This window comes from Halorubellus litoreus, assembly GCF_037081675.1.
Lineage (GTDB): Archaea > Halobacteriota > Halobacteria > Halobacteriales > Natrialbaceae > Halorubellus > Halorubellus litoreus.
Genome location: NZ_JAZAQL010000002.1, coordinates 499,243 through 524,355, shown reverse-complemented (window position 1 = coordinate 524,355; position 25,113 = coordinate 499,243). Strand labels below are relative to the sequence as shown.

Annotated in this window: 26 protein-coding genes, 1 tRNA gene and 1 pseudogene; 16 read left to right on the top strand and 12 right to left on the bottom strand. The window is 68.8% G+C overall.

All coding sequences use genetic code 11. The features are described from left to right. The first annotated feature begins 43 nt into the window (after positions 1 to 43). Positions 44 to 583, top strand: a complete 540-nt coding sequence (locus VYJ16_RS09880) for a GNAT family N-acetyltransferase (protein ID WP_336350136.1) — start codon at positions 44 to 46, stop codon at positions 581 to 583. 73 nt (positions 584 to 656) lie between these two features. Here VYJ16_RS09880 and VYJ16_RS09875 read toward each other — a convergent pair whose 3' ends face one another. Beyond that, complete coding sequence (locus VYJ16_RS09875) at positions 657 to 1,229, bottom strand: DUF420 domain-containing protein (RefSeq protein ID WP_336350135.1); 573 nt, start codon at positions 1,227 to 1,229, stop codon at positions 657 to 659. 234 nt (positions 1,230 to 1,463) lie between these two features. On the opposite strand from VYJ16_RS09875, the gene VYJ16_RS09870 reads away from it, so the two are divergent. Both VYJ16_RS09870 and VYJ16_RS09865 read left to right on the top strand, forming a co-directional pair. After that, the gene (locus VYJ16_RS09870; RefSeq protein ID WP_336350134.1) at positions 1,464 to 2,063 is read left to right on the top strand and encodes a hypothetical protein; all 600 of its coding nucleotides are present in this window, start codon (positions 1,464 to 1,466) and stop codon (positions 2,061 to 2,063) included. A 94-nt stretch (positions 2,064 to 2,157) separates the two neighbouring features. Then, complete coding sequence (locus VYJ16_RS09865) at positions 2,158 to 2,808, top strand: hypothetical protein (RefSeq protein ID WP_336350133.1); 651 nt, start codon at positions 2,158 to 2,160, stop codon at positions 2,806 to 2,808. Positions 2,809 to 2,995: 187 nt separating this feature from the next. On the opposite strand, the gene VYJ16_RS09860 is transcribed toward VYJ16_RS09865, so the two are convergent. Continuing rightward, positions 2,996 to 3,080: transfer RNA gene (locus tag VYJ16_RS09860), tRNA-Leu, on the bottom strand. A 201-nt stretch (positions 3,081 to 3,281) separates the two neighbouring features. Between VYJ16_RS09860 and VYJ16_RS09855 the strand changes: the two genes are divergently transcribed. The 3 genes from VYJ16_RS09855 (at position 3,282) to VYJ16_RS09845 (ending at position 6,409) form a co-directional block, all read left to right on the top strand. Then, positions 3,282 to 3,815 carry a helix-turn-helix domain-containing protein gene (locus tag VYJ16_RS09855; RefSeq protein WP_336350132.1) on the top strand — a complete coding sequence of 178 codons (534 nt, stop codon included), beginning with the start codon at positions 3,282 to 3,284 and terminating at the stop codon, positions 3,813 to 3,815. Between the two features lie 62 nt (positions 3,816 to 3,877). Then, complete coding sequence (locus tag VYJ16_RS09850) at positions 3,878 to 5,197, top strand: alanyl-tRNA editing protein (protein ID WP_336350131.1); 1,320 nt, start codon at positions 3,878 to 3,880, stop codon at positions 5,195 to 5,197. 75 nt (positions 5,198 to 5,272) lie between these two features. Next, positions 5,273 to 6,409: an acyl-CoA dehydrogenase family protein gene (locus VYJ16_RS09845; protein WP_336350130.1), complete on the top strand. Its 1,137-nt coding sequence runs from the start codon at positions 5,273 to 5,275 to the stop codon at positions 6,407 to 6,409. A gap of 234 nt (positions 6,410 to 6,643) precedes the next feature. Here VYJ16_RS09845 and cysE read toward each other — a convergent pair. The 3 genes and pseudogenes from cysE to VYJ16_RS09830 form a co-directional block, all read right to left on the bottom strand. Next, positions 6,644 to 7,159 (bottom strand): annotated as a pseudogene (cysE, locus tag VYJ16_RS09840) (serine O-acetyltransferase); the annotation flags it as partial. Next, positions 7,159 to 7,314 (bottom strand): hypothetical protein, encoded by a 156-nt coding sequence (locus VYJ16_RS09835; RefSeq protein WP_336350129.1) that lies wholly within the window; start codon positions 7,312 to 7,314, stop codon positions 7,159 to 7,161. The pseudogene cysE and the gene VYJ16_RS09835, both read right to left, overlap by 1 nt. A gap of 95 nt (positions 7,315 to 7,409) precedes the next feature. Then, positions 7,410 to 8,051 (bottom strand): RAD55 family ATPase, encoded by a 642-nt coding sequence (locus VYJ16_RS09830; protein WP_336350128.1) that lies wholly within the window; start codon positions 8,049 to 8,051, stop codon positions 7,410 to 7,412. A 130-nt stretch (positions 8,052 to 8,181) separates the two neighbouring features. Between VYJ16_RS09830 and VYJ16_RS09825 the strand changes: the two genes are divergently transcribed. The 5 genes from VYJ16_RS09825 (at position 8,182) to VYJ16_RS09805 (ending at position 14,724) form a co-directional block, all read left to right on the top strand. Further along, positions 8,182 to 9,558, top strand: coding sequence for a phosphohexomutase domain-containing protein (locus VYJ16_RS09825; RefSeq protein ID WP_336350127.1), 1,377 nt, complete (start codon positions 8,182 to 8,184; stop codon positions 9,556 to 9,558). Positions 9,559 to 9,684: 126 nt separating this feature from the next. Beyond that, entirely contained in the window at positions 9,685 to 10,761 is a 1,077-nt protein-coding gene (locus VYJ16_RS09820) for a BMP family lipoprotein (RefSeq protein ID WP_336350126.1), read from the top strand. A 93-nt stretch (positions 10,762 to 10,854) separates the two neighbouring features. Then, entirely contained in the window at positions 10,855 to 12,411 is a 1,557-nt protein-coding gene (locus tag VYJ16_RS09815; RefSeq protein ID WP_336350125.1) for an ABC transporter ATP-binding protein, read from the top strand. Continuing rightward, the gene (locus tag VYJ16_RS09810; protein ID WP_336350124.1) at positions 12,408 to 13,670 is read left to right on the top strand and encodes an ABC transporter permease; all 1,263 of its coding nucleotides are present in this window, start codon (positions 12,408 to 12,410) and stop codon (positions 13,668 to 13,670) included. Before VYJ16_RS09815 ends, VYJ16_RS09810 begins: the two co-directional genes overlap by 4 nt. Continuing rightward, on the top strand, positions 13,663 to 14,724 hold the full coding sequence (locus VYJ16_RS09805) for an ABC transporter permease (RefSeq protein ID WP_336350123.1): 1,062 nt from the start codon (positions 13,663 to 13,665) through the stop codon (positions 14,722 to 14,724). Before VYJ16_RS09810 ends, VYJ16_RS09805 begins: the two co-directional genes overlap by 8 nt. On the opposite strand, the gene VYJ16_RS09800 is transcribed toward VYJ16_RS09805, so the two are convergent. Next, positions 14,703 to 15,548, bottom strand: a complete 846-nt coding sequence (locus VYJ16_RS09800; protein WP_336350122.1) for a hypothetical protein — start codon at positions 15,546 to 15,548, stop codon at positions 14,703 to 14,705. The two genes, VYJ16_RS09805 and VYJ16_RS09800, sit on opposite strands and share 22 nt — an antisense overlap. Beyond that, a complete protein-coding gene (locus VYJ16_RS09795) occupies positions 15,545 to 16,363 on the bottom strand; it encodes a hypothetical protein (protein ID WP_336350121.1) in 819 nt (272 codons plus the stop codon). Before VYJ16_RS09795 ends, VYJ16_RS09800 begins: the two co-directional genes overlap by 4 nt. A 154-nt stretch (positions 16,364 to 16,517) precedes the next feature. Between VYJ16_RS09795 and cdd the strand changes: the two genes are divergently transcribed. Both cdd and VYJ16_RS09785 read left to right on the top strand, forming a co-directional pair. Further along, positions 16,518 to 16,916, top strand: coding sequence for a cytidine deaminase (cdd, locus tag VYJ16_RS09790; RefSeq protein WP_336350120.1), 399 nt, complete (start codon positions 16,518 to 16,520; stop codon positions 16,914 to 16,916). A gap of 102 nt (positions 16,917 to 17,018) precedes the next feature. Beyond that, on the top strand, positions 17,019 to 17,840 hold the full coding sequence (locus tag VYJ16_RS09785; protein WP_336350119.1) for a nucleoside phosphorylase: 822 nt from the start codon (positions 17,019 to 17,021) through the stop codon (positions 17,838 to 17,840). 298 nt (positions 17,841 to 18,138) lie between these two features. Here the strand turns inward: VYJ16_RS09785 and VYJ16_RS09780 are convergent, their stop codons facing one another. Next, a complete protein-coding gene (locus VYJ16_RS09780; RefSeq protein WP_336350118.1) occupies positions 18,139 to 19,308 on the bottom strand; it encodes an NAD(P)/FAD-dependent oxidoreductase in 1,170 nt (389 codons plus the stop codon). Positions 19,309 to 19,422: 114 nt separating this feature from the next. Beyond that, a complete protein-coding gene (locus VYJ16_RS09775) occupies positions 19,423 to 19,956 on the bottom strand; it encodes an HTH domain-containing protein (protein WP_336350117.1) in 534 nt (177 codons plus the stop codon). Between the two features lie 117 nt (positions 19,957 to 20,073). On the opposite strand from VYJ16_RS09775, the gene VYJ16_RS09770 reads away from it, so the two are divergent. Next, on the top strand, positions 20,074 to 21,009 hold the full coding sequence (locus tag VYJ16_RS09770) for an NAD-dependent epimerase/dehydratase family protein (RefSeq protein ID WP_336350116.1): 936 nt from the start codon (positions 20,074 to 20,076) through the stop codon (positions 21,007 to 21,009). Between the two features lie 35 nt (positions 21,010 to 21,044). Here VYJ16_RS09770 and VYJ16_RS09765 read toward each other — a convergent pair whose 3' ends face one another. Together VYJ16_RS09765 and VYJ16_RS09760 are read right to left on the bottom strand one after the other, a co-directional pair. Next, on the bottom strand, positions 21,045 to 21,416 hold the full coding sequence (locus tag VYJ16_RS09765; protein WP_336350115.1) for a hypothetical protein: 372 nt from the start codon (positions 21,414 to 21,416) through the stop codon (positions 21,045 to 21,047). A 125-nt stretch (positions 21,417 to 21,541) separates the two neighbouring features. Continuing rightward, entirely contained in the window at positions 21,542 to 21,958 is a 417-nt protein-coding gene (locus VYJ16_RS09760; RefSeq protein WP_336350114.1) for a hypothetical protein, read from the bottom strand. A 151-nt stretch (positions 21,959 to 22,109) separates the two neighbouring features. Between VYJ16_RS09760 and rocF the strand changes: the two genes are divergently transcribed. Together rocF and VYJ16_RS09750 are read left to right on the top strand one after the other, a co-directional pair. After that, on the top strand, positions 22,110 to 23,039 hold the full coding sequence (rocF, locus tag VYJ16_RS09755) for an arginase (RefSeq protein ID WP_336350113.1): 930 nt from the start codon (positions 22,110 to 22,112) through the stop codon (positions 23,037 to 23,039). Between the two features lie 100 nt (positions 23,040 to 23,139). Beyond that, positions 23,140 to 23,952 (top strand): GIDE domain-containing protein, encoded by an 813-nt coding sequence (locus VYJ16_RS09750; protein WP_336350112.1) that lies wholly within the window; start codon positions 23,140 to 23,142, stop codon positions 23,950 to 23,952. Positions 23,953 to 23,991: 39 nt separating this feature from the next. Here the strand turns inward: VYJ16_RS09750 and VYJ16_RS09745 are convergent, their stop codons facing one another. Then, positions 23,992 to 25,065, bottom strand: a complete 1,074-nt coding sequence (locus VYJ16_RS09745) for a ferredoxin--NADP reductase (protein ID WP_336350111.1) — start codon at positions 25,063 to 25,065, stop codon at positions 23,992 to 23,994. Between the last annotated feature and the right edge of the window lie 48 nt (positions 25,066 to 25,113).

The window sequence follows — 25,113 nt, the reverse complement described above, 5'->3', positions numbered from 1 at the left end:
ACCTTGTCGGCGATTTATATCGAGCGGTCGGGTCGGTTCCGGTATGCCCGGTGCGACCTTTCTCGAAGGCGACGTGGTAGAGTTGTGTACGGTCGAGAGCGAGGACGCCGCGTTCCTCACCGAGGCCGTCAACGACCCGGCGGTCCGGCAGTCACTCGGCGTGGCGGACCCGCGGGGACGACAGCATCACGAGGAGTGGATCGAGGAGGAGGTGAACGGCGGCGACGGCATCACGCTCCTCGTCGTCGCCGACGGCGACCCGGTCGGCGTCGTGAGCACGGTCTGGATCGCGGATCGGAACGGCCACGCCATCCTCTCCGCGTGGATCGCCGCGGACGCCCACGGCGAAGGCTACGGGTCGGACGCGACGGCGACGTTCATCGAGTACCTGTTCGACGAGAAGCGCATGCACTCGGTGCGTGCGGAGGCCTACGAGACGAACGAGGCGTCGAACGCACTCCTCCAGTCCATCGGTCTCGACCGGGTCGGCACCATCCCGGAGGGGGCGTTCGTCGACGGCGAGTTCGTCGACTCGCACGTCTACGCGACGACCGCCGACGACTGGCGAGCACAACGGGAGTGACCCGGTCGCTCGCGGTCGCCAGCGAACCGCCGCAACCGCCAGCGAACCGCCGCAACCGCCAGCGAACCCGCGCTCACCCGTAGAAGCCGGCGGGGACGAGGTAGAGGAGGACGTAGACGACGTTCCCGAGGACGAACGAGACGAGCCAGAGCGGCGCCGCCACCTTCGCGACGCGCTTGTGGCTCGTCTCCGGGAGTTCGCTCACGGGATGCGTCCACGCGAGCAGGAGCACGTAGTACAGTAGCGGGATGCAGACGATGGCGAGTATCATGTGGACCGCGAGCACGCCGAGGTACGCGAGCTCGACGACGCCCGTTCCCGGGAACGATTGGGGTCCCTTGAGCGCGACCTTCCAGAGGTAGAGCGCGAGGAACGCGACGAACAACCCGAACGCGGCGAGCATGTACTTGCGGTGGGTCTCGAAGCGCTTCGCGCGCGCCTCGCGGACGCCGAGGACGATGCACGCGATGGCGGCGAGACTGATGCCCGCGTTCACGTGCGGAATCGCGGAAAGCAGCCACGCTGGTGCGCCCGGCAGGACCGAGCCGGGGATGGCCTGCCGGGCCGCGGCGAACACGAGCGCGAGCGACACGAGCGAGAGGACCGCAGTGACCTCGCGGAGGTTCCGACGAACACGCCGTTCCATACCCGGGTCTGAGGACTCCGTCGGCTTACGGCTTGCCGTCTCCCGTCACGCCAGCGGCCCGCGTCGGCGCGGCGGCCCGCGCGGCGCTCGCGTGGGTCGGATACGGACGTTTACACGGCGCACTCGCGACGAAGGGGCTCCGGACCGTCGCGTTCGTCGTCGGCGGCGCCAGTCCACCCGCGGTCGAGAGTCGCCGACAGAGAGTTTTTGCGGACGGCATCCCGAGGCATCGATATGGACGAGTGCGTCGCCTGTGGCGCGTCGGTTCGCGGTGCGACCACGTACTGCGACGACTGCGCGAACCGAGACGACGACGCTGCGACGGCGACGAGCACCGCATCGGTCGACGACCGCGTGTCGTCGCCGACGTCGCGTGCCGTCGCCGTCCTGCTCGCGGCGGGCGCGCTCCTCGGCGGCTTCCAGACGGTACAGACCCTCCTGTACCTCCCGCAGGCGGTCGCAGTCGGGTGGTCGCCGGACACCCTGGGGTTCATCGCGGTGCAGGCCGTGAACGTCACGCTGCTCGTGTCGTTCGCAATCATGGCGAAGCGCCTGTTCGACGGGACGGCCGACCGTGCACGCTACGGCCGCGTCCTGCGCGTGCTCGCCGTCGCGAGCGTCGGATTCGGAACGCTCGTCACGGCCCTCCCGAACCCAGTGGTCAGGTGGCTTCCAACCGTCATGGACCCCGCGTACGTCGTCCTGAACGTCCTCGCGTTCCACCTCGCGCCGACAGTGCTCTGGACGGAGTGGCAGATGCTCGCGGTCGGCGTCGTCGGCGCCGCCGTCTCCTTCGGGGCCGGCACCGCACTCCAGCGAGACGCATTGGCCTGACGGCGCGACGCACGCGTAACCGGCCACACGGACGCATCGACGCATCATACAGCAGCAGCGATGCTTTTTTCAACCAATCATCCAACTGATTCGTATGGGCGAGTGCGCGGACTGCGGCGGCCCGGTCGAGGGCTTCGCGACGTACTGCGACGACTGCAGCGGGACGACGACCGCTACGAGCGGCGACGGCGCCGAGATCGACGGGCGCGAACCTGCGACGTCGACGGGACGAGACGGCAGCGCCACCACGACCGGGTCGACGACCAGGACCGACGGCGCCCCCACGCGCGTCGGGACGTTCCTCGCCCTCGCGACCGCCGCCGGTGCGTACGGAATCCTGCAGACGCTCTGGTTTCTCACGCAGGTCCTCGGGTACGCCGGCGGCGCGGACCTGTTCGGTAACCTCTACGGCGACCTCCTCTACGCACCATTCATCGGCGCGTACGGCGTGATGGCGAAGCGCCTGCTCGACGGCACCGCCGACCACGCACGCTACGCCCGCATCCTCGCAGCGTTCGCCGTACTCACCGTCGCGTTCACCGCCGTTCACGAACTCCCCGTCGCCCCCCTCGCCAGATGGCTCCCGTTCGGCGCCGACCCCGGCTACGTCGCCCTGCACTTCCTCGCGTACACGCCGCTCGGGACGTTCCTCCCACCCATGGGGCGCTACCCTGCGTTCGTCGTCGTCGTCGGCGTCGGGACGACCGCACTCGCCGCCCATCACCTCCGCCCGACCGATCGCTGACCGTCGGGACCGACGCGGACATCGGACGACGGCACGCAGCACTCCTCGGACCTCCGACGACTACACGAACCGTCGACGCTTCGCTGGTCGAGCGTTGCGTCGGAAAGGAATGTGCGTGGGTGCTGTCCACGAGGGAGAGCACCCGCATCGCATTCGAGGTGCGGCCGGTTGTGGCCGCGTGGTGCGATGCGTGGGACCGGATTTGAACCGGCGGACCTCTACAGGACAGCGCCCTCAACGCTGCGCCGTTGGCCTGGCTTGGCTACCCACGCTCGCGGTATCTTGCTGCACTCCTTCGTTCCCGGGGGACCAATAAAAGCCCTTTCTTTTCCACCGGCAGTGACTGGGGTTCGCACGCCGCCGGCGGGCTCGCCGCCGGAAGGGCAACGCGACGGTGCACGGGGCGCGCTCGCGGCGTGACGGTGGTCGCGCGAAGCGCGGGGTTGAAATGGTGTGGTGTGGAAGAGAGAGGTATGGCGAAGTACTCGACGGGTGGTTCGTCGGGTGGCGGCGACGGCGACACGTGCGAGCTCTGCGGCGCGGCGAGCGAGAACCTCAGCATGGCGAACGTCGCTGGCGCGCGACTGAACGTGTGCGCGTCCTGTGCCCCCCACGACGACACCGAGACGAAGCGATCCTCGAACGACGGCTCCAGTAGCGGCGCTGGCGGCAGTGGTGGCGGTGGTGACCGCGACCGGAAGCGTCGCGCGGTCCAGAACGCCGCGAAAGCCAACGACGTCTGGGACGGTGACTCCGGACACTGGGAGGAGGAGGGCACGAACTACGACGACGACCAGTTGCCGTACCTCCACAACGACTACGGGAAGACCGTGACGGAGGCGCGCCAGGAACGCGGCCTCCAGCGCGAGGAGTTCGCCGAGGAGCTCGGTGCGACGGAGGCGGACATCATCGCCATCGAGCAGGGTCGCGCGACCCAGGCCGGTATCGGCGGTGGCCTCATCGCCGCCATCGAGGACTACCTCGACGTCGAGATCTCCGAGCAGTAGGCGCGACCATCGGGGGGTGCCGGCGAAGTGCTTTTGCTGGCGCCGGGAGTCTGTTATCGGTGATGACCGTACAGCGTGCTGCTGCGCAACCGTACACGACGAGTTTCGAGGCGACGGTCGAGCGCGTCGACGGACGAGACGTGGTACTCGAGGAGACGTACTTTTACGCGGAGAGCGGCGGGCAGCCGGCGGACCGCGGGCGTATCGGTGACAGTCGCGTCGTGGACGTCCAGGTCGACGACGAGGGGGTGGTCGTGCATTCGCTCGACGAATCGCCTGCGTTCGACGCCGGTCGGTCGGTGCTGTGTCGCGTGGACTGGCAGCGACGGATGTACTGTATGCGAGCGCACACCGCGAGTCACGTCCTGTACGGGGCGGCGCGGACGTGCATGGCGGACCTCGGGTACGGTGGGTTCGACATCCGGGCGGCCGCGGACCGGTCGAGCGCGGAGGCGGTCGGCTGGCGTGGGAGCGTCGACGGGAGTGAGGGAGTCGATTCGAGCGACGCGGACCGGGTTCGCGTTGACTTCGAGACGTCGACGGACGTCGACGACGACGTCCTGGTGACGTTGGAGCGACGCGCGAACCAGGCGGTCTGGGAGTCCCGGGACGTGACGTGGGAGACGCTGTCGGCCGACGCGGCGCGCGAACGCGACGGTATCGTGTTCAACGAGAAGACCGAAGAGGGCGTGTTCGGCGAGGACGCGGAGGTGCGCGTCGTCACGGTCGGCGGGGCGGAGGCGGCGGCCGGCGAACCGTCAGGGCGTCCGTTCGACGTCGCGGCGTGCGGGGGGACGCACGTCCGGAACACGCGCGAGATAGGGCCCATCACGGTCCTCGGCCGGTCGAATCCCGGCGAGGGGATGACCAGGGTCGAGTTCGCGGTCGGGCCGCGCGGTATCGAGCGCCGCGGGAGCGAGAAGGCGGCGTTGCTCGCGGCGGGCCGTGCGCTCGACGTCGGCCCCGGCGAGGTGCCCGAGGCGGTCGCGCGGCTCCAGGACGAGGTGGCGTCGCTCCGCGAGGAAGCCACGGCGGCGCAACGGCGCTTGCTCGAATCCCGACTCTCGCAGTTCCCGGTCGTGGAGCGCGACGACGAGCGGTGGCTCGTCGGGACCGTCGAGGGCGTGGACGCGAACGACGTGGAGCCGATGGTTCGCGAGGCGGCGGGCGACCGTGCGGCGGTCGTGGTGCTCGTCGGACGTGCCGGGAGTACGTTCGTCGTCGCGGCCGCGAGCGAGTCGGCGTCGTCGAACGCGGGTGGGGTCGTCGAACGCGTCACCGAGGAGTTCGGTGGCGGCGGCGGTGGGAGTCCGCGGTTCGCGCAGGGCGGTGGCCTGTCGGTCGACCCCGAGGGGGTCGTGGAGTGGTTCCGGGACGAGTGACTCGACCGGGTCGTGCGACCGACTCGCGCTCGTCGGAACCGGGCAATTTTTTCGGGGACCGTCCGTAGGAAGCGTATGGATTTCACGAGCGAGCAGGAGGCGGTGCGGGACGTCGTCCGCGAGTTCGCCGTCGAGGAGCTCCGGCCGGTCGCCGCGGAGTGCGACGCCGAGCAGTCGTTCCCGGAGGACGTCTGGGACGACCTCGCGGACATGGACCTCACGGGCCTCACCGTCCCCGAGGAGTACGGTGGGTACGACGCTGACCCGGTGACGTACGCGCTCATCAACGAGGAGCTGGCGTACGGGATGCTGTCGGTCGCGACCGCGCTCTCCGTGCACGGGCTCGCGACGTCGTGTATCGCGGAGTTCGGGAGCGAGGACGTCAAGGACGAGTGGCTCCCGGACATGGCGACCGGCCGTCCGGTGGGCGCGTTCGCGCTCAGCGAACCGCAGGCGGGCTCGAATCCGGCGGAGATGTCGACGGTCGCCCGCAGGGACGGTGACGAGTTCGTCATCGACGGCACGAAGCAATGGATCACGAACGGGAAGCGCAGCGACGTCGTCATCCTGTTCGCGAAGACCGACCGCGACGACCCCGGGAGCGTCACGCAGTTCCTCGTCCCGAAGGACGTCGACGGCGTGAGCGTCGGGAAGAAGGAGGACAAACTCGGGCTCCGGGCGAGCGACACGACGAGCCTCGAGTTCGACGGCGCGCGCATCCCCGCGGAGTACCAGCTCACCGAGGAGGGTCGCGGACTGTCGGCCGCGTTCTCCATCCTGACGGGCGGCCGCATCGCCATCGGCGCGCAATCCGTCGGGCTCGCCCAGTCCGCACTCGACGCCGCGCTCGAGTACAGCCAGGAGCGCGAGCAGTTCGACCAACCCATCAGCGACATCCAGACCATCCGCCACAAGCTCGCGGACATGCAGACGAAGGTCCAGGCCGGCCGCCTCCTCACGTACGACGCCGCGCGCAAGAAGGCGAGCGGCGACCCCCAGGAGACGGCGATGGCGGCGTCCCAAGCGAAGCTCTTCTCGAGCGAGAACGCCATCGAGGTCGCGAACGAGGCCGTCCAGATCCACGGCGGCTACGGGTACACGACGGACTTCCCGGTCGAACGCCTCTACCGCGACGCGAAGATCCTCACCATCTACGAGGGCACCAGCGAGATACAGAAGAAGATCATCGCACGCCACCTGCTCGACGACTGACTGCAGCCACGAACCCTTTTCGCTTCGACTATCGAGGCCCTGTCAGCGGCGCGTTCGAGACGACGTGCGGTGCGAGTCGGTCAGTACACGACGGCGTTCGCTGCGACTCGGTCAGTCGTCGTCGGCAGGGGCGCGGTCGTCGGGAGTCGTCTCGTCGTCGCTCCCCGCGTCCTCGCTCCCGGTACCGTCGTTATCCCGGGAGTCAGTACCGTCGTGATCCGAGGAGTCAGTAGCGTCGACGCGCTTGGCGGGAACGCCGACGACCGTTGCGCCGGGTGGGACGTCGTCGGTGACGACGGCGCCGGCGCCGACGCGCGCGCGTTCGCCGACGGTGACGTCGCCGAGGATGGTGGCGTTCGCGCCGATGGTGACGTCGTCCTCGACGGTCGGGTGTCGTTTGACGGGGTCGGGCGAGTTCCCGCCGAGCGTCACGCCGTGGTACATGTGGACGCGGTCGCCGATTTCGGCGGTCTCGCCGACGACGACGCCCATCCCGTGGTCGACGACGACCTGTCGCCCGACCGTTGCCGCGGGATGGATCTCGACGCCCGTGAGGAACCGGACGAGCTGGGAGAGCGCGCGTGCGGACAGCCGGAAGCCCGCTCGCCAGACCGCGTTCGTGACGGCGTGCGCCCAGACAGCGTGCAGGCCGGGGTAACAGAGGAGGACCTCGAGTTGCGACTTCGCCGCCGGGTCCGCGTCGTGAACGGCGGTCACGTCAGCGCGGACGCGCCGGAGGAGTCGTCGAATCACGTCGCATCACGCGACGCGCGGTCGCCGTCGCGCACGCTCACGACCCCGGCGGTCTCGTCGACGACGGTGGGCGGGGTGCGACAGCATCGCCGCGTCGAACCACGAGCCCGTTCGACGGCGATGCGGTCGATCGCGGTAGCGACCACAGGCATGCCTCGCATTCGCCGAGCCATCGTCTAAAGCGAATCGATTCCCCGAATCCCGGTCGACCGGCGCAGACAGGTTCGCCGGGCGGCTGCGGTCGCCGTCAGAACTCTTCCCAGTCGCTCGGCGAGTCCGGGAGGCCGAGCACGCGGCGTTCCCGGCCGTGCTCGCCGGTCCGCGTCTCCACGAGGCCGTCGAACAGCTGGCGGATGGTGTTGACGGTCTGGTCGTCGTGCGCGTCCGCGTCGAGCGTCCCGAACCCGAGCGCGTCCGCTGCACTGATGCGGCCCGTGAGGATGTGGAGGAACCGGAACACGGTCTTGACGTCCGCGTACATCAGGAGCTGGCTGATGGAGTCGAGCGCGACCCGGGTCTGGTAGCCCTGGTTCGCGAACTGCTCGAGGAGCTTCGAGGACGCCATCCCGATGCCCGTGAAGTCGCCGGGCGAGGAGACGTACCGCGTGAGCGGATGCTCCTCCTGGCCCATCCCGCGTTCCTGGGAGACGCAGTCGACGATACCGAGCTGCGGGTCGGCGTCCTCGGGGAGGCGGTTGCCGATGTCCTCGCGGAGTCGATCCGCGCTGTGCTGGGTGGTGACGACCAGTCCCGCGTTCCCCTGTTCGAGTCCGTCTGCGAGCACCTCGCAGAGGAGGTCGTACTTCCCGGTCATCGGCGGCCCCATGACGAGGAGGTTCGTGCCCGGTCGAACCTCGGAGACCGGGAGCGCGTCCGCTACCGCGTACATACGACCCCCGAACTCGCTCCCACGGCCGGTTGCATTGATGGTGATTTGCGCGTACGTCTGTATAAACCCACGGGAGTCGTCCGACGTGCGTATGCCATCATCTAAGTGCTGGCGACGGGAATCGAGTGGTATGACACTGTTCGGGACGGCTGGTATCCGCGGCCCGGTGGCGACACGGGTCACGCCTGAGCTGGCGCTGCGAGTTGGGCAGGCAGCAGGGGTCGACGGCGCGGAGTTCGTCGTCGGTCGCGACGGCCGGGAGACCGGCGAGGCGCTCGCCGCCGCCATCGAGGCGGGCCTGGAGAGCGCGGGGGCGGACGTCGAACGCGTCGGGCAGGTGCCGACGCCGGCGCTCGCGTTCGCCTCGCAGGGACGTCGTGGCGTGATGGTGACGGCGAGTCACAATCCGCCCGAGGACAACGGCATCAAGCTGTTCGTCGACGGCGAGGAGTACGACCGGGCGGCCGAGGAACGCGTCGAGGAGCGCGTCGCGGACGGCCCCGCGCTCGCCGACTGGGACGCGTTCGGGTCGGGACGCGAGGGCAGCGTCCTCGAAGCGTACCGGGAGGCGGTGGTCGAGTTCGTTCGGGAGTCCGTCGCTGCTGGTGCGACCGAGCCCCTGGACGGGTTGACTGTCGCCGTGGATTGCGGGACGGGGATGGCGAGCGTCGGGACGCCGCAGGTCCTGGAGGCGCTGGGTGCGGACGTCCGGGCGACGAACGCGAACGTCGACGGGCACTTCCCGGCGCGACCGTCGAAGCCGACGCCGGAGACGCTCACGGAGTTCTCCGCGTTCCTCGCGGAGTCCGAGGTCGACCTGGGGCTCGCGCACGACGGGGACGCGGACCGCATCGTCGTGTTGACGCCCGAGGGCGACGTGGTACACGAGGATACGGTGCTGGCGATGCTCGCCGAGCATTACGTCCGGGCGAGCGACGCCGCGGACCCGGTGGTCGTGACGACGCCGAACGCGTCCGGCCGGATCGACGAGCGCGTCGAGGCAGCGGGTGGCCGCACCGAGCGCGTTCGACTGGGCGCGCTCCACGAGGGCATCGCTCGCGAACGTCAGGCTGGGGGTTCGGACACCGAGGTGGCGTTCGCGGCGGAACCCTGGAAGCACGTGCACACCGCGTTCGGTGGATGGATAGACGGCGTGACGAGCGCGGGCGTGTTGTCGGCGCTCGTCGCCACCGAGGGTGGACTGGATGCGCTTCGCGCCCCGATCACGGAGCGTCCGTACCGGAAGGTCAGCGTGTCCTGTCCCGACGAAGCGAAGGAGGCTGCGATGGAAACGCTCGCGGACGCGCTCCCGGAGACGTTCCCAGAGGGCGACGTCGACACGGACTACGGCGTTCGCGTCGACCGCCCGGACGCGTCGTGGGTGCTCGTCCGGCCGAGTGGGACCGAGCCGTACGTCCGCATCTACGCGGAGGCCGACGACGTCGACGCACTCGTCGAACGCGCACGCGCAGTCGTCGAATCTGCGGTCGAGACCGCAGAAACCTAATATACTTACGCTCTAATCCATATTGGATTAAGTTCTTACGGCCATGTTGGATATATAGTTAGGGGTTGCAACCATTGACTTGCGTTCCGACGGGTTTAATTCGGCATCCTGCATGAATTGGACGTAATGCCTTCGAACAGGCGGAAGTTCCTGGCGAGTGCGGCTGGCATCGGTGCTGCGACAACCGCTGGCTGTCTCTCCAGTCTCGGCGGCTCCGGAAGTAGTGGCACGAACGTCGGCGTCGTCTACGCCCTCGGCGGGCTCGGCGACAAGGCGTTCAACGACATGGCCAAGCAGGGCATCGACCAGGCCATCGAAGAGTACGACATCAACTATCAGGGCGCCGAGCCCTCGGGGAACAGCGAGTTCCCGACGCTCCAGAAGAAGTTCGCCGACTCGAACAACCCGAACTACGACCTCATCTGCACCATCGGGTTCGCGCAGGCCGAAGCGCTCACGGAGAACGCCGAGCAGTACTCCGACCAGCAGTTCATGATCGTCGACTCCGTCGTCGAGAAGGACAACGTCGCGAGCTACGTGTTCAAGGAGCAGCTCGGGTCGTTCCAGGTCGGGCACCTCGCGGGCCTGCTCACGCAGCGCGACTTCTCGACGAGCGGTGACGGGATGACCGACGCGTCGACGAACACGGACGCGGCGACGGTCGGGTTCGTCGGCGGGAAGGAGAACTCGCTCATCAAGAAGTTCGAGGCCGGATTCATCGCGGGTGCGAAGCACGCGGGCGACGTCGAGGTCCGCTCGGCGTACGCCGGCTCGTGGAGCGACCCCGCGAAGGGCAAGGAGATCGCGCTCTCGATGTACGACAACGGCGCGGACGTCGTCTACCACGCCGCGGGTGGGACCGGCACGGGCGTCTTCGGCGCGGCGCAGGAACGCGGCCGGTACGCGATCGGCGTCGACTCCGACCAGTCCAAGTCCGCGAAGGAGTACAAGGACGTCATCCTCGCGAGCATGGTCAAGCACGTCGACACCGCGGTCCTCACGAGCGTCGAGAACGTCGTGAACGACGAGCACGCGGGCGGGGAAGTGAGTGCACTCGGTCTCGAGAAAGGCGGCGTCGAAGCCGTGCTCGGGCAGACGCTCGGCTCGGAGATTCCGAGCGAGGTCAAGAGCGCACTCGAGGAGTCCAAGTCCGGTATCGTCAACGGCGACATCTCGGTGCCGACCGACCCCGAAAACGCCTGAGCGGTTAGCTCTCACCGATTTCTTCATGACCGAATCCACGACGACGGGCAGGCCGGGTAGTGACGGGCGCGCGGTCCCGGGAGGTGGGCGGCCGTGAGCTCGCTCGCGGTCCACCTCGACAGTATCACGAAGCGCTTCCCGGGCGTGGTCGCGAACGACGACGTCGACCTCCGCGTCGAGGAGGGCTCGGTGCACGCGCTCCTCGGCGAGAACGGCGCCGGGAAGACCACGCTGATGAACGTCCTCTACGGGCTCTACGAGCCGACGGAGGGCGTCGTGCGATTGAACGGCGAGGCGATGGACTTCGATTCGCCGCGGGACGCGATCGACGCGGGCGTCGGCATGATACACCAGCACTTCATGCTCGTCGACCCGATGACGGTGACGGAGAACGTCGTCCTCGGGAACGAACCCCGGAAGTGGGGTGGGCTCGCGGTCGACCGCTTGGCCTCGCGGAAGGCGGTCGTCGACCTCGCGGAGAAGTACGGGTTCGACGTGGACCCTGATGCGGCAATCGAGGACATCAGCGTCGGCGAGCAGCAGCGCGTGGAGATACTGAAGGCGCTGTACCGTGGCGCGGACGTCCTCATCCTCGACGAACCGACGGCGGTCCTCACGCCCCAGGAGGTCGAGGAGCTGTTCGCGGTGTTCGAGGAGTTGACGTCGCAGGGGAAGACGATCATCTTCATCTCGCACAAGCTCGACGAGGCGATGAACGCGGCCGACGACATCACCGTCCTCCGGGACGGCGTGAACGTCGGGACGGTGGACGCGAACGCGACGAACCGCGAGGAGCTCGCGGAGCTGATGGTCGGTCGCGAAGTCCTGCTCGACGTCGACAAGCCGTCGGTGTCGACCGGGTCGCCCGCGCTGGCGGTGTCCGAGTTGACGGTGCGTGACGAGCGCGACGTCGTCGCGGTCGACGGCGTGAGTTTCGACGTCCGCGAGGGCGAGGTGTTCGGTATCGCTGGCGTGGACGGGAACGGACAGTCGGAGCTCGTCGAAGCCGTCACGGGACTCAGAACCCCAGCCGCGGGGTCGGTGGCGTTCGACGGCGAGGACATCACGCACGCGTCCCGACGGAGTCGCATCGCTCGCGGGATGGCGTACGTCCCCGAGGACCGCCAGGAGCGCGGGCTCGTGATGGACTACGACCTCGTCGAGAACGGCTTGCTGGGCAAGCAACACGACCCGGCGTTCGCGCCGAACGGTCGCATCGACTGGGAGGGCACGTACGGGCACGTCACGGACGTCATCGAGGAGTACGACGTCCGACCACCGGACCCGAGTGCGAGCGCGAAGAGCCTCTCCGGTGGGAACCAGCAGAAGTTCATCGTCGGGCGCGAGTTCAGTCAGGATCCCGAGGTCGTCGTCGCCTCGCATCCGACGCGCGGCGTCGACATCGGGAGCGTGGAGTTCATCCACGAGCAACTGCTCGACCTCCGCGCTCGCGGGAAGGCGATCCTCCTCGTGTCCTCGAAGCTCGACGAGGTCCAGTCGCTCTCGGACCGACTCGCGGTCGTGCACGACGGCGAGTTCGTCGACGTCGTCGACCCCGAGTCGACGACCGAGGAAGAGCTCGGGCTGCTCATGGGTGGCGAGAGCGTCGACACGGTCGACGCGGCGCCTGCGCGAGGTGACGACGCATGACCGACGACCAGTCGGACGCGGGCAGCGAGAAGACGACCGACTCGACGACGACCGAGGTCGACGACGGCGACATCCCGTCGTGGTCGGAGTCCGCGGCGTCGAAGATCGTCACGGCGAGCGCGAAGGAGCGCGTGTTCATCAGCGTCGCCGCGTTCCTCGCGAGCGTGCTCGTCGGGAGCGTCCTCGTCTACCTGTCGGGGCTCGTCGTCGACTGTCCGAGCGGCGGGTTCCTCGGGTCGTGCTACAACCCGTTCCTCGTCTACTACTTCCTGTTCGTCGACCCGTTCATCGGCGGGTTCAACGTCGCGCTCGTGATGAAGGAGACCGTGCTCCTGCTGTTCACGGGGCTGTCTGTCGCGGTGGCGTTCCGCGCGGGCCTGTTCAACATCGGCTCGCAGGGCCAGCTCGTGCTCGGCGGGCTCGCGACGGCGCTCGCGCTCGTCTTCGTCGCGCCGCTCGCACCCGGTGGCGTTCTCGGGACGCTCGTCCTCGTGCCGTTCGCGCTGCTCGTCGGCGCCGTCTTCGGCGGCCTCTACGCCGCCATCCCAGGCGCGCTCAAGGCGTACGCGGAGGCGAACGAGGTCATCACGACCATCATGCTGAACTTCGTCGCGACAAATCTCGCGTTCTTCCTCATCTCGACGTACTATCAGGACCCGGAGAGCGGGAGCGTGCAGACGGTCGCCATCCCGGAGGCCGCCCGCCTGAAACCCATCGTGCCGTTCTTCGAGGGCGCGCAGTTCTCGATCATCGCCCTCCTGCTCGGCCTCGCGCTCGTCGCCGGGACGTTCTACGTCCTCGCGAACACCGCGTTCGGGTACGACGTCCGGACGAGCGGCCTGCAGGCCGCGGCCGCGGACTACGCGGGCGTCGACCCGAAGCGCCTCGTCGTCTCCAGCATGACGCTGTCGGGCGCGCTCGCCGGCGTCGGCGGCGCCGTCTACGTCATGATGGTGATGGCGCGCTACCGGACCGGCGTGCCCGCGCTCGGGTTCGACGGCATCACGGTCTCCATCCTCGCCGGGAACAACCCGCTCGGAGTCATCCCCGCGGCACTGTTGTTCGGCGTGATGAAGGCCGGGAGTCTCTCCATCGACTTCAGTCTCGGCGTCCCGAAGCAACTCGTCGGCGTCCTCCGCGGGCTCGTCATCCTCTTCGTGGCGATGCCGGAGTTCTTCCGGATGCTCGCCCGCTACACGCCGTACGGCCCCGACGCCGACAGAACAGTCGCGACCGACGGAGGTGAGGACGATGGTTGACCGGAACGTGTACGTCGCGGGTGCCGCCGGCGCAGCGGTCACCGTGCTCGCGCTGGTCGTGTTCGCGTTCGTGTTCCCGGTCGACTGGGTGGTCGCGCTCGTCGACCAACTCGACACGAGCCTGCTGTCGGCCGCACTCCGGCTGTCGGTCCCCATCGCGTTCGCCGCACTCGGCGGTATCTTCGCGGAGAAGTCCGGCGTCATCAACATCGGGCTCGAGGGACTGCTCATCGCGTCCGCGTTCACGAGCATCGCGGTCGCGTGGGCGCTCCAGGGGTCGGTCGAGCCGTCGACCGCCGCGTGGGCCGGATTCGGCGCGGCCGTGCTCGCGAGCACGCTACTCGCGCTCCTGTTCGCGGTCGTCACCATCCGCTACGAGGCCGACCAGATCATCGCCGGCCTCGCGGTCTGGCTGGTCGCACTCGGGTTCGCGCCGTTCGCGAGCCAGATCGTCTGGGACTCCGTGAACTCTCCCGCAGTGCCGACCCTGAACAACTGGGTCGTCCCCGGTCTCGTCGACATCCCCGTCCTCGGGCCGGCCGTGTTCGACTCGAACCCGACCGTGTACCTGATGCTGCTCGCAGTGCCCGTGTCGTGGTACGTCCTCAACCGCACCGCGTTCGGTCGGTGGGTGCGCGCGAGCGGCGAGAACCCGAAAGCGCTCGACACCGCCGGCGTGAACGTCACTCGCGTCCGGTACGCGAGCGTCCTCCTCTCCGGCGTCTTCTCGGGCGTCGGCGGCGCCGGCCTCGCACTCGGGCAGGTCGGGCAGTTCATCGGGAGCGGCCAGACGATGGTCTCCGGCCGCGGCTGGATCGGCATCACCGCGTACCTCATGGGGAACTACAACCCCATCGGCGCGTTCGCCTCGTCGTTCCTGTTCGCGGGCCTGAACGCACTCCAGTTCCGCGTCCAGCAGATCAGCGAACTGAACATCGCCCCGTCGCTCGTCCAGATGGTGCCGTTCGTCGCCGTCATCGTCGTCCTCGCACTCGTCGGGAAGACCCGCATCCCCGACGCCGCAGGCGACCACTACGAATCGGGCGACGACTGAGCACCGACTCCGTTTCGTGGCGTTCCGGACGCGTCGACGCGTTCGCGGATGGCGGCGACGACGCCGTCGATGTCTTCGATCTCGGTCGCGTCGAACCGGAGCGTCCCCGTCCATCTGCCTCGGCCGTCGACGACGAGCACGTCGTCCTCGACGCGCACCGACTCGAAGTCAGTCCACGAGCGACGACTCCGGTTCACGAACAGGGCCTCGTCGGCGACGTGGACCTCGCGGTCGGTCCGCGAGAGCGCGAAGAACACGACGCCGGTCGCCGAGAGCGGGAGGTACGTGAACGCGAACGTCGGGTCGTCGCCGACGCTCAGGCCGACGGCGGCGACGGCACCACCGAAGACGGTGGCTACGCCGCCGAGACGCATCGCTCGCCGCGAGCGCGGCGCGAGCGGTGCCTCGAACGACACCGCGGTCGTGGCGGTCTCGCGACGCCGCCGGTCGTGGACGTCGCGGGCGAGCACCCACGCGGCCACGCCGAGCGCGCACCCCGCGAACGCGACCGCGTACGGCGCCAGCGCGGTCGCTCGAAGGGGCGGCGTCTGCAGGAACGCCCTGAGAGTCCACGCGACGACCGTCCCGCCGGGGATGAGGAGGTACCGCGGTGCCGCGAGCGCCGCGAGGAGTGCGTCGCTCTGTCGGACGGCGGCGGCGACGACGAGCCCGACGCCGACCGCCACGCCCACACCCGCGGTGAGTGCGGTTCCATCCCGCGGCGCGCCGACGACCGCCGGGAGCGGTGCGGTCACGCAGACCGCGAAGGCAACGAGGAGTCCGCCGACGACGCGCTCGCGCCGCGACTCGTCGACCCCCGTCATGACTCGCGTCGGTCGAGGAACCGGTCGAGCGCTCGGACGGCCTCGTCCAGGTCGCCGACGTCCTCGCGGTCGAAGCGCTGCGCGCGGTCCACGTAGCGGCTCGCGCGATGGAGGACGAGCGCCTCGTCGGTGAGTTCGAAGCTCTCGAAATCCGCCCACGCGACCAGCGACGAGTCCACGAGCACACCGGCGTCCCTGACCTCGACGGTTCGCTCGCTGTCGACGCTCGCGAGCACCGCGGTCAGTGGCGCGAACACCGTCCACCACATCGTCTCGAACTCGACGCCGACGACGAACGCGACCGCACCAGCGGCGACCGCGACCACCGCGAATCCACCTGTCATGTACTTCGTGCGCCGACGCTGCGTCGGCGGCTGTCGCGCCGACCACGACGCGTACACCGTCGACGATTCCTGCACCCTCGCCTTCCACAGCGGGAGGTTCGCGAGGAGCGCGACGAACCCGCCGACGGTCGCAACGATGGCACCCCCGAGTAACGCCGCCGTCACGCCCTCGCTCGGCGTCGACCCGAGAACGAGGACGGCGAGGACGGCCACGAGCAGTGCTATCGGGACCCCAGCGAAGAGGACGAGCCCGACCGGTCCGTGGAACCGCTCGTGGAGCGAGGGGTGATACGCCGCTCGGGCACCGAGGTACCCGCCGAGGACACCGGACCCGAGTCCGATGGCGGCACCCGCCCACCACGGGCCGAGCGCGAGGCTGACCGCGCCGACGCCACCTGCGAGCACGCCAACGCCACCGATCCACAACCCCATACTGGCGAACAGCACTTGCCGATACCAGTTCTCGCGCATACACCACACTCGTACCAGGAACCCCCTAAATCCCGGTCGGTGTTTTCGCGGCCAGAAAACCCAGCGACTTCGACGGGTCGGCCGCGGTAACGTGACACCAATCGGCCACAGGACACCGATGGGTTACTTGCCCGTGGACGGAATCCATGGAGACATGGACGACGAGGAACTCATTGAAGCCGCCAGGGACGTTCAGTCGGAGGCGTACGTACCGTACTCGGAGTACCGCGTCGGCGCGGCACTGGAGACCGCCGACGGCGAGGTGTACGTCGGCTGCAACCTGGAGAACGCGAACTACTCGAACAGTCTGCACGCCGAGGAGGTCGCCGTCGCGGAAGCGCTCAAGGACGGCCACCGCGAGTTCGCGGTGGTCGCGGTGTCCTCGGGGAACCGCGACGCGGTGACGCCGTGCGGGATGTGCCGGCAGACGCTCGCCGAGTTCTGCGACGAGGACTTCCGCGTGCTCTGTGACGCCGGCGAGGACGGCATCCGCGAGCACCGCCTCGGCGACCTGCTCCCGGAGACCATCGGACCGGAGACCCTCGGCAAGTAGTCGCCGACGAACCGTGGCTGCCTCGAAAGCCGCCGGAGACGGCGACGTCCCGGTCAGCCCGACGCAGTAGCCTTTTACGCTGGCTCGCGCTACGAGCAGGGTATGACTGGCGACAGCGAGGACCCGAACGCGGACGTACAGTACCACGTCGAGGTCGGCCCGGAGGACGTGAGCGACGCCGTCCTCCTCCCGGGGAACCCCGAGCGCGTCGACAAGATCACCGCGCTCTGGGACGACCACGAGGAGCGAGCGTACCACCGCGAGTACCGGACCGCAACCGGGCACTACGACGGCGCCGAGATTTCGGTGACGTCGACGGGTATCGGGTCGCCGAGCGCCGCTATCGCGGTCGAGGAGCTCGCTCGCGTCGGCGTGGAGACGTACATCCGCGTCGGGTCGTGTGGCGCTATCCAGCCGGAGATGGACGTCGGCGACCTCGTCATCACGACGGGCGCGGTCCGCCAGGAGGGGACGAGCGACGAGTACGTCCGCGAGGACTACCCGGCGGTCGCGGACCACGAGGTCGTCGCGGCGCTCGTCGCCGCCGCCGAACGCCTCGACTACGACTACCATACGGGGCTCACGATGAGCGCGGACAGCTTCTACGCGGGCCAGGGCCGCCCGGGGTTCGAGGGGTTCGAGGCCGCGGGCGCGGACTCGCTCGTCGAGGAGCTCCAGGACGCGAACGTGAAGAACATCGAGATGGAGGCCGCCGCCATCCTCACGCTCGCGAACGTGTACGGGCTCCGGGCAGGCGCGGTCTGCTCGGTGTACGCGAACCGCGTCACCGGCGAGTTCCGGACGGAAGGCGAGTCGCGCGCCGCGGAGACCGCGAGTCTCGCGGTGAAGCTCCTCCGGAAGATGGACGAAGCGAAGGCCGAGGCGGGCGTCGACCACTGGCATCCCGGCCTCTCGCTCGACTGACGGCCATTCGAGTGCGGGTCGACTGACAGCCATTCGAGTGCGGGTCGACTGACAGCCATTCGAGTGCGGGTCGACTGACCGCCATTCGAGTGCGGGTCTTTTGGCGAACAGGCGACGGTCGTCGACAGTATCGTGGTCGTCGACGGATTCTACTCGTGGGAGTCGCCGCGAGGGGTCGTCGCGCTCCGGCCTCGGCCCTCGCGTCGCGAACGGCTAGTGCACGCCGACCGTGGCCGCGGCTCCGTACTTGAACGCTCGGTCCGAGAGAGAAGCGAAAGAAGCGTCGTTCGACTGTCCGTTAGAGCATGCTCCAGGCGGAGGCGGCGCGGCCGTAGCCGGCGACGTCCGCGATCCAGCGTGCAGCGATCGCCTTCTTCAGGTTCTTCGCGGGGAAGCCACCGAACGTCGTCACCGGCGCGCTCACGCCGAACGCCTTGACGTCGTGCGCGACGGCCTTGTCGCCGACGCTGATGACGGTCCCCTTGTCCTCGTGCACCCACGACGTCAAGCGGCGGCCTTCGATGGCGCGAACGACGTTCTCGGCGGCGACGTCGGCGGCGCCCCACGCGGCCTGCGCGGTCGGCGGTGCCGGGTCGTCGCCGGGCTGCTCGATGAGCGCGGAGTCGCCGACGGCGAACACGCGGTCGTCGGTCGTCTGGAAGTCCTGTCCGGTCTGGAACCGGTTGTGTTCCTTGTCGACGTCGGTCTCGTCGAGCGCGTCGCGGCCCGTGATGCCACCGGTCCAGAGGAGGACGTCGTACTCCATCTCGGCGTCCTCGCCGATGTAGACCGTCTCCTCGTCGACCTCGCCGATGAACTCGCCCGTGAGGATGTTGATGTCGAGTGCCTCGAGGCGCTTCTTCAGTGCGCCCTGGACCTCGGGGTCGTTCCCGGGGAAGATCGAGTCCAGCCCTTCGACGAGGTGGATGTCGATGGGTGCGCGCTTCTCGTCGCGGAACTTCGCGATCTCCGCCGCGGTCTGGATGCCCGAGAGCCCGGCGCCGCCGACGATGACGTCCGCCGGGTCGCTCCGCGTCGCGTCCGCCGCGGCGTCGCTGACGGCGTCGTGGATGGCGAGCGCGTCGTCCGCGGACTTCAGCGTGAGCGAGTGCTCTTCGAGGCCCTCGATACCGAAGAACGCCGTCTGGCTGCCGAGTGCGACGAGACAGTAGTCGTACTCGATGACGTCACCGTCGTCGAGTTCGACCTCGCGCGCGTCCTCGTCGAGGCCGACGACCTCGCCGCGAACGAACTCCGTGCTGTGGTCGGCGATCTCGCGCACGGGAATCTTGATCTTCTCCGCGACCGACGGCTCCCGGATGATACGGTGGGACTCGTGCAGAACGAGGTGATAGTCGACGTCAGCGACCCACGTGATGGAGACGTCGGAGCCGGCGCGTTTCTGGAGTTCCTTGACCGCGCCAGCGCCTGCGTAGCCGGCGCCGAGCACGGTGACGTTCGTAGCCATATCGTCTCGTCAGTAACCCTCCGGTACAAAGGTGTTGAAACGCGAGTCGTCGTGCGATACGTTGTCACCCCGATTATGGGCGGTTCGTGTCGTCGCGGCCGAGCGACGGCTCGGTCAGTGCTCGGGGTCCTCCGCGGGCGCGACCATGTTGTCGATGCGGAGGATGATGATGTTGTTCGTGTCGTCCTTCCCGTCGACGGTCCCCTCGATGACGAGCTTCGAGAGCGGCGTCGGGCCGACCGTCACCGCGTCGCCTTCGTGGATGTCCCGGACCGACCCCTGGAGGTGGATCTCGGCGCGACACAGCTCGGGGTGGTGGACCGACGACAGGTCGATCTCGTCGACGATGACGTCCTCGATGGACTCGCCTTCGTGCGTGAGCGGGACCGTCGCGGGTTCGTCCATCTGCTGGATCTCGAGGGCCTCGTAGGCGGCCGCGGTCGGCTTGTACCCGCCCTTGGGGCCGGGGACGCCCTCGACGAGCTGGAGTGCTTTCAGGGACTGCATCTGATTGCGGATGGTGCCCGCGTTCCGGTCGACCTGCGTGGCGATGTCCTCGCCCTTGATGGCGTCTTCTTTCTCTCTGTGCAGGTTGATGAGCGCCTGCAGGATGTTCTTCTGACTCGGGGTGAGTTCGATCGACGACATAGCGTCGCGTAGGTCACGTCCGGCCTTAAAACCGTGGGGACCCCGACGCCGGCTTGCGGCCCACGTCGGTGCACGCGGAACGACAATGATTTGTCCGTTCGTAATGGGGTTCCCGGTATGCAAGACAAACGAGTCCTCGTGACGGGCGGCGGAGGCTTCATCGGATCGAACCTCGCGAATCACCTCGCGGCGGACAACGACGTCGTCGCGCTCGACGACGGCTACCTCGGGACGCCGGAGAACCTCGACGACGACGTCGAGTACGTCGAGCGGAGCGTGCTCGACGACGACCTCCCGGTCGAGGACGTCGACGTCTGCTTCCACCTCGCGGCGTTGTCGTCGCTGAAGATGCACGAGGACTCCCGCGAGAACCTCATCCGCGGGCTGCGCGTGAACGTCGAGGGGTTCGCGAACACGGTCGAGCAGTGCCGGCAGGCGGGCTGTGACACGGTCGTGTACGCGACGACGTCGTCCATCTACGGGAACCGGACGGAGCCGTCCCCGGAGACGATGGCCGTCGAAGCGAACACGGGCTACGAGGCGTCGAAGCTCGCTCGCGAGCGGTACGCCGAGTACTTCTCGAACTACCACGGGATGTCCTGCGCCGGCATGCGGTTCTTCTCGGTGTACCAGGGCTACCGGGGCGCGGAGGCGCACAAGGGCGAGTTCGCGAACATCGTCGCGCAGTTCGCGGACGACATCGCGAACGGCGAGTCCCCCGTCATCTACGGTGACGGCACGCACTCGCGTGACCTCACGCACGTCTCCGACATCGTCCGTGGCTGCGAGCTGGCGGCCGACCACGAACTCACGGGCATCTACAACCTCGGGACGGGCGAGCAGTACACCGCGAACGAGGTCGTCGACGCGCTGAACGACGTCCTCGGCGCGGACGTCGAACCCGAGCACGTCGAGAACCCCATCGACGAGAGCGTGTTCGTCCAGCACACGATGGCGGACTACTCGAAGATGCACGAGGCGACCGGCTGGGAGCCCGAGGTGTCGTTCCGCGAGGGCATGGAGCTAGTGTGCGAGCCGTATCTCGAGAACTGACCGCGGAAGGTCTCGGTGTGGGCGTCGCGTGACGCTCAATCGTCGTCGGCGTTGGAGACGGTCGCGGCTTCGAACCGGCGTCGTTCCTTTCGTTCCTCGTAGTCCGCGAGCGCGCCGCCGAGTCTGATGACGCCGGCGACGAGGAGGACCTTCGCGGCGAAGAACAAGGAGACACCCCAGATCATCGCCATCATGTCGGGGTCGGCGAGCGCGACGTTCCAGTACGCGAACGCGAGGACGACCGCGATGGCGAGGGTCTTGGCGGCGAACTCGACCGCGGAGAGCTGTCTGAGGTCCCAGAGCGTGTTGTTGTAGTGGACGCGACCGAGGTAGACGGCGGCGAGTATCCACACCGCGAGTCGGAGCGGTGCGTACTCCCACCCGCCGTACTGGTGCGTGCGCGGCATCTACGGGAGCGTTCGCGCCCGGACCCTAAAAACACGTGCCGTACTGGCTAGTGGTGGGGTCGTCGACCTGCCGTACTGGCTAGTCGTGGCGTCGTCGACCTGTCGTACGGCGTGGGGCCACCGTGTCAGTCGTCGTCCGTGGTGTCGCCGAGTCGTCTCCCGGCGACGCGGCCGCCGAGGTCGAGCGGGTCGGCGTCCTGGTCGCGTGCTGCTCGGCGCTTGAGGGGGTCGCGGGCGTCGTGGTACTCGACGCCGGTCTCGATGACGGACTTCCAGACGAGGACGGCGCCGGCGAGGAGCGCGACGGTCGCCCAGATGATGCCGCGGAGTTGCGCGGGGACGATGAACACGTTCCAGTAGACGAACGCGAGCGTGATCGCGATGGAGAGCGTTCGCACGACGACGTGGAGCGCCGTGAGCTGTTCGAGGTCGTAGAGCGTGTTGTCGTAGCCGATGCGTCCGAGGTAGATGGCGGCGAGCACCCAGACCGCGAACCGAAGCGGCGCGTACGCCCACCCCTCGTAGCGACCTGCCGTCGTCATGCCGCCACGTACCACGGAGAGTGGGTAAAAACGCTCGGTACGTCAAACGCGCGTTTTCGTCACCCGCGGGCTTCGAGTCGGAGCCCGAGTCCTAGCTGGTCGGCCGGGCGGAACGAGGGGTTTGATACGGGGACCGCGAGTACGGCTGGACATGACGAAGCAGGCGCGTATCATCGGAGCACCGACGGACTACGGCGCGAACCGACGGGGCGTGGACATGGGGCCGTCCGCGATCCGGTACGCTGGGCTGGCCGACCAACTGGAGGACGCCGGCGTGTCCTGTACCGACGTCGGCGACGTGACCGCGCCGCCGGCGGAGACCCAGGACGCGGACAAGCGCGTGCCAGAGGAGGGGAACGCGAAGTTCGTCGAGGAGATCGAGGCCGTGAGTCACGAGCTCGCCGAGGAGGTCGAGGCGACCATCGCGGGCGGTGCGACGCCGCTGGTCGTCGGCGGCGACCACTCCGTCGCCATCGGGTCGCTGCGCGGTGCGGCGGCTGACGCCGACATCGGGACGGTGTGGTTCGACGCGCACGCGGACCTGAACGCGCCGTCGACGTCCCCGAGCGGGAACGTCCACGGGATGCCGCTCGCGGCGGCGCTCGGGCACCGCGACTTCGCGGGCGTGGACTGGGCGACCGCCCCGCGCCTGAACCCGGAGAACGTCGTCTGGGTCGGATTGCGGAGCGTCGACGACCAGGAGGCTGCGGACGTCCGCGATTCGGCGGGGACGGCGTTCACGATGAGCGACATCGACGAGCACGGCATCGACGAGATCACCGAGCGCGCGATGGCGATCGCGAGCGACGGCGTCGATGGCGTCCACGTCAGCCTCGACCTGGACTGGCTCGACCCGAACGAGGCGCCGGGCGTCGGGACGCCCGTCCGCGGCGGCGTCACGTACCGCGAGGCGCATCGCGCGATGGAGATCGTCGCGGAGCACGACCGCGAGCACGACTCGCTGCGGTCGATGGAGGCCGTCGAGGTGAACCCCATCCTCGACGAGCACAACGAGACCGCGCACCTCGCGACGGAGCTCGCCGCGAGCGCGCTCGGGAAGCGCATCCTCGGCCGGGAGTGACGGGATTCGACCGGTAGTGGTGGTTCCCGACGGGGGCGCTGGCGTCGGCGGTCGTCGGTCCGCCCCAACATATTTCCACGGGACGTGTGAGTGTAGTGGTATGTTCGCACCGCTCGTTCAGCTCGGGGGCGGGAACCTGCTGCCGCTGGCGTTCCTGAGCATGTTCCTCCTCGTCGGCCTCGGCGTCGCCGCGTACGGCGTCGCGAACCTCCGGACGTACGTCCAGTTGAAGTCGATGACGCCGACGGACGCGCACGCCGTCGGCTCCGGACTCGTCGAGGTCGAGGGCGAGGCCGCGCCGGGGCCGCGGACGCTCGAGGCGCCGTTCTCCGGCGAGGAGTGCCTCGCCTACGAGTTCGAGGTGGAGCGCTACCACGCCGACGACGACGGGTCGAACTGGCAGACGAAAGCCAGTGGAACGCGGACCGTCCCGTTCCTCGTCACCGACGAGACCGGGACCGTCGGCGTGAAACCGACCGAAGCCGGCCTGTCCGTGGACCGCGACTACCGGATCGTCGTCGGGAACGACGAGCAGCCGCCGGCGCGCGTCCGGGCGTTCCTCGCACGGGAGGACGACCTCGACCACGACACCGCGTCGTTCGACGTCGCGGGCATCTCCATCGGCGGCGACCGGCATCGGTTCACCGAGCGCCGCCTCGACCCCGGCGAGAGCGCGTACGCGGCGGGACGCGCGGAGCCGACGACGGCCGTCGACGGCGAGTCGCCGACGGTCGTGGACGCGAACGACGGCGGTCGATTCGGGAGCCTGTTCGGCGCGCCGTTCGTCGTCGCGGACGCCGGCGAAGGCGAGGCCGAGTGGCGGCACCTCAAGCTCGGGGTCGGGTCGCTCCTCTTCGGCGCGCTGTTCTCGGCGATACCGCTTTACGTCCTCTCCGGAGCCCTACTCGGGTGACACGAAAGCGCCTGACGCACCGGCGGAGTCGCGCTGGCGCTACCCGAACCCCTCGAACTGCGTTCGGTCGTCGGGGACGCCGATTGCGCGCGTCGCGTCGACGAGTTGCTCGACCATCGCGGTGACGCCACAGGCGTACACGTCGACGTTCTCGGGGTCGATACGCGCGTCGACGTCGAGCGCGGGTTCCCCGGTCGCGTACTCGCGCAGGCCGTCGGGGAGCGCGCTCGCGTCCACGGCGTCGTCGGCGACGTACTTGAGGAGGACGCGCTGGACGTACTCGGTCTCGCCACGCCACTCGCCGAGGTGGCGTTCGCGCGTGAGCGTCGGCACGAAGTGGAAGCCGTCGTGCTCGCGGTCGAGCGCGCGGAACGCGTCGCGGTACGCGAGGTCGTCCTCGTAGGCGGCGCCGAGGAACAGCCAGACGTCGCGCTCGTGCCCGTCGACGACGTGCCGCCCGGTCTCGTAGAGGTAGTCCACCATCGACTTGAACGGCGCGACGCCCGTGCCGGTGGCGAGGAACGCGACGTCGCGCTCGCTCGGGTCGTCGAGTACCATCTCGCCGTTCGGGCCCCGAACCGTGACAGTATCGCCGACCTCGAGGTACTGGAAGACGTCGCTCGTGAGCGTCCCGCCGGGGACCCTGCGGATGCAGAACTCGAGTTCGTCGGCGGTCGGCGAGCTCGCGATGGAGTACGGCCGCGGGTGCCCGTCGAACGTCACGGTCGCGTACTGGCCGGGCGCGAACGAGAACTCGACGTCGTCGTCGACGCGCACGCGAACCCGAAGCAGCGACGGGTACGGGCGCTCGTGGCGCGCGACGAGGTCCCCGAGCGCGTCCAGATCCGCGTCAGCGAACCCGGCGTCGGCGGCCCGCTCCTCGACGCCGTCCCAGTCCACGTCCGACCCCTGCAGGCCCTCGTCGTCGTCGCGCGTCGCGTCCCGATACCAGTCGCCGACGCCGTTGCGCTCGAACAGCGCCGCGAGCGCGTCCTCGACGGCTTCGGTTCGGTTCTCGTCCATCGCCGCCACCTCCGTCACCACCGCCGACTCCGTCACGAGCGGCAGGGCCTCCGCGGCCTCGTGATGCCCGAGGTGCTCGGGTACGTCCATGCCGCTGCCTACTCGAGGCGTTCACGAAAAGACACCGGGAGGACTCCC

Excerpts from the sequence above, each read along its gene's own strand:
- VYJ16_RS09880 (WP_336350136.1), top strand. The coding sequence starts at position 44 with ATGCCCGGTGCGACCTTTCTCGAAGGCGACGTGGTAGAGTTGTGTACG.
- VYJ16_RS09875 (WP_336350135.1), bottom strand. The coding sequence starts at position 1,229 with ATGGAACGGCGTGTTCGTCGGAACCTCCGCGAGGTCACTGCGGTCCTC.
- VYJ16_RS09870 (WP_336350134.1), top strand. The coding sequence starts at position 1,464 with ATGGACGAGTGCGTCGCCTGTGGCGCGTCGGTTCGCGGTGCGACCACG.
- VYJ16_RS09865 (WP_336350133.1), top strand. The coding sequence starts at position 2,158 with ATGGGCGAGTGCGCGGACTGCGGCGGCCCGGTCGAGGGCTTCGCGACG.
- VYJ16_RS09855 (WP_336350132.1), top strand. The coding sequence starts at position 3,282 with ATGGCGAAGTACTCGACGGGTGGTTCGTCGGGTGGCGGCGACGGCGAC.
- VYJ16_RS09850 (WP_336350131.1), top strand. The coding sequence starts at position 3,878 with ATGACCGTACAGCGTGCTGCTGCGCAACCGTACACGACGAGTTTCGAG.
- VYJ16_RS09845 (WP_336350130.1), top strand. The coding sequence starts at position 5,273 with ATGGATTTCACGAGCGAGCAGGAGGCGGTGCGGGACGTCGTCCGCGAG.
- VYJ16_RS09835 (WP_336350129.1), bottom strand. The coding sequence starts at position 7,314 with ATGCCTGTGGTCGCTACCGCGATCGACCGCATCGCCGTCGAACGGGCT.
- VYJ16_RS09830 (WP_336350128.1), bottom strand. The coding sequence starts at position 8,051 with ATGTACGCGGTAGCGGACGCGCTCCCGGTCTCCGAGGTTCGACCGGGC.
- VYJ16_RS09825 (WP_336350127.1), top strand. The coding sequence starts at position 8,182 with ATGACACTGTTCGGGACGGCTGGTATCCGCGGCCCGGTGGCGACACGG.
- VYJ16_RS09820 (WP_336350126.1), top strand. The coding sequence starts at position 9,685 with ATGCCTTCGAACAGGCGGAAGTTCCTGGCGAGTGCGGCTGGCATCGGT.
- VYJ16_RS09810 (WP_336350124.1), top strand. The coding sequence starts at position 12,408 with ATGACCGACGACCAGTCGGACGCGGGCAGCGAGAAGACGACCGACTCG.
- VYJ16_RS09805 (WP_336350123.1), top strand. The coding sequence starts at position 13,663 with ATGGTTGACCGGAACGTGTACGTCGCGGGTGCCGCCGGCGCAGCGGTC.
- VYJ16_RS09800 (WP_336350122.1), bottom strand. The coding sequence starts at position 15,548 with ATGACGGGGGTCGACGAGTCGCGGCGCGAGCGCGTCGTCGGCGGACTC.
- VYJ16_RS09795 (WP_336350121.1), bottom strand. The coding sequence starts at position 16,363 with ATGCGCGAGAACTGGTATCGGCAAGTGCTGTTCGCCAGTATGGGGTTG.
- cdd (WP_336350120.1), top strand. The coding sequence starts at position 16,518 with ATGGACGACGAGGAACTCATTGAAGCCGCCAGGGACGTTCAGTCGGAG.
- VYJ16_RS09785 (WP_336350119.1), top strand. The coding sequence starts at position 17,019 with ATGACTGGCGACAGCGAGGACCCGAACGCGGACGTACAGTACCACGTC.
- VYJ16_RS09780 (WP_336350118.1), bottom strand. The coding sequence starts at position 19,308 with ATGGCTACGAACGTCACCGTGCTCGGCGCCGGCTACGCAGGCGCTGGC.
- VYJ16_RS09775 (WP_336350117.1), bottom strand. The coding sequence starts at position 19,956 with ATGTCGTCGATCGAACTCACCCCGAGTCAGAAGAACATCCTGCAGGCG.
- VYJ16_RS09770 (WP_336350116.1), top strand. The coding sequence starts at position 20,074 with ATGCAAGACAAACGAGTCCTCGTGACGGGCGGCGGAGGCTTCATCGGA.
- VYJ16_RS09765 (WP_336350115.1), bottom strand. The coding sequence starts at position 21,416 with ATGCCGCGCACGCACCAGTACGGCGGGTGGGAGTACGCACCGCTCCGA.
- VYJ16_RS09760 (WP_336350114.1), bottom strand. The coding sequence starts at position 21,958 with ATGACGACGGCAGGTCGCTACGAGGGGTGGGCGTACGCGCCGCTTCGG.
- rocF (WP_336350113.1), top strand. The coding sequence starts at position 22,110 with ATGACGAAGCAGGCGCGTATCATCGGAGCACCGACGGACTACGGCGCG.
- VYJ16_RS09750 (WP_336350112.1), top strand. The coding sequence starts at position 23,140 with ATGTTCGCACCGCTCGTTCAGCTCGGGGGCGGGAACCTGCTGCCGCTG.
- VYJ16_RS09745 (WP_336350111.1), bottom strand. The coding sequence starts at position 25,065 with ATGGACGTACCCGAGCACCTCGGGCATCACGAGGCCGCGGAGGCCCTG.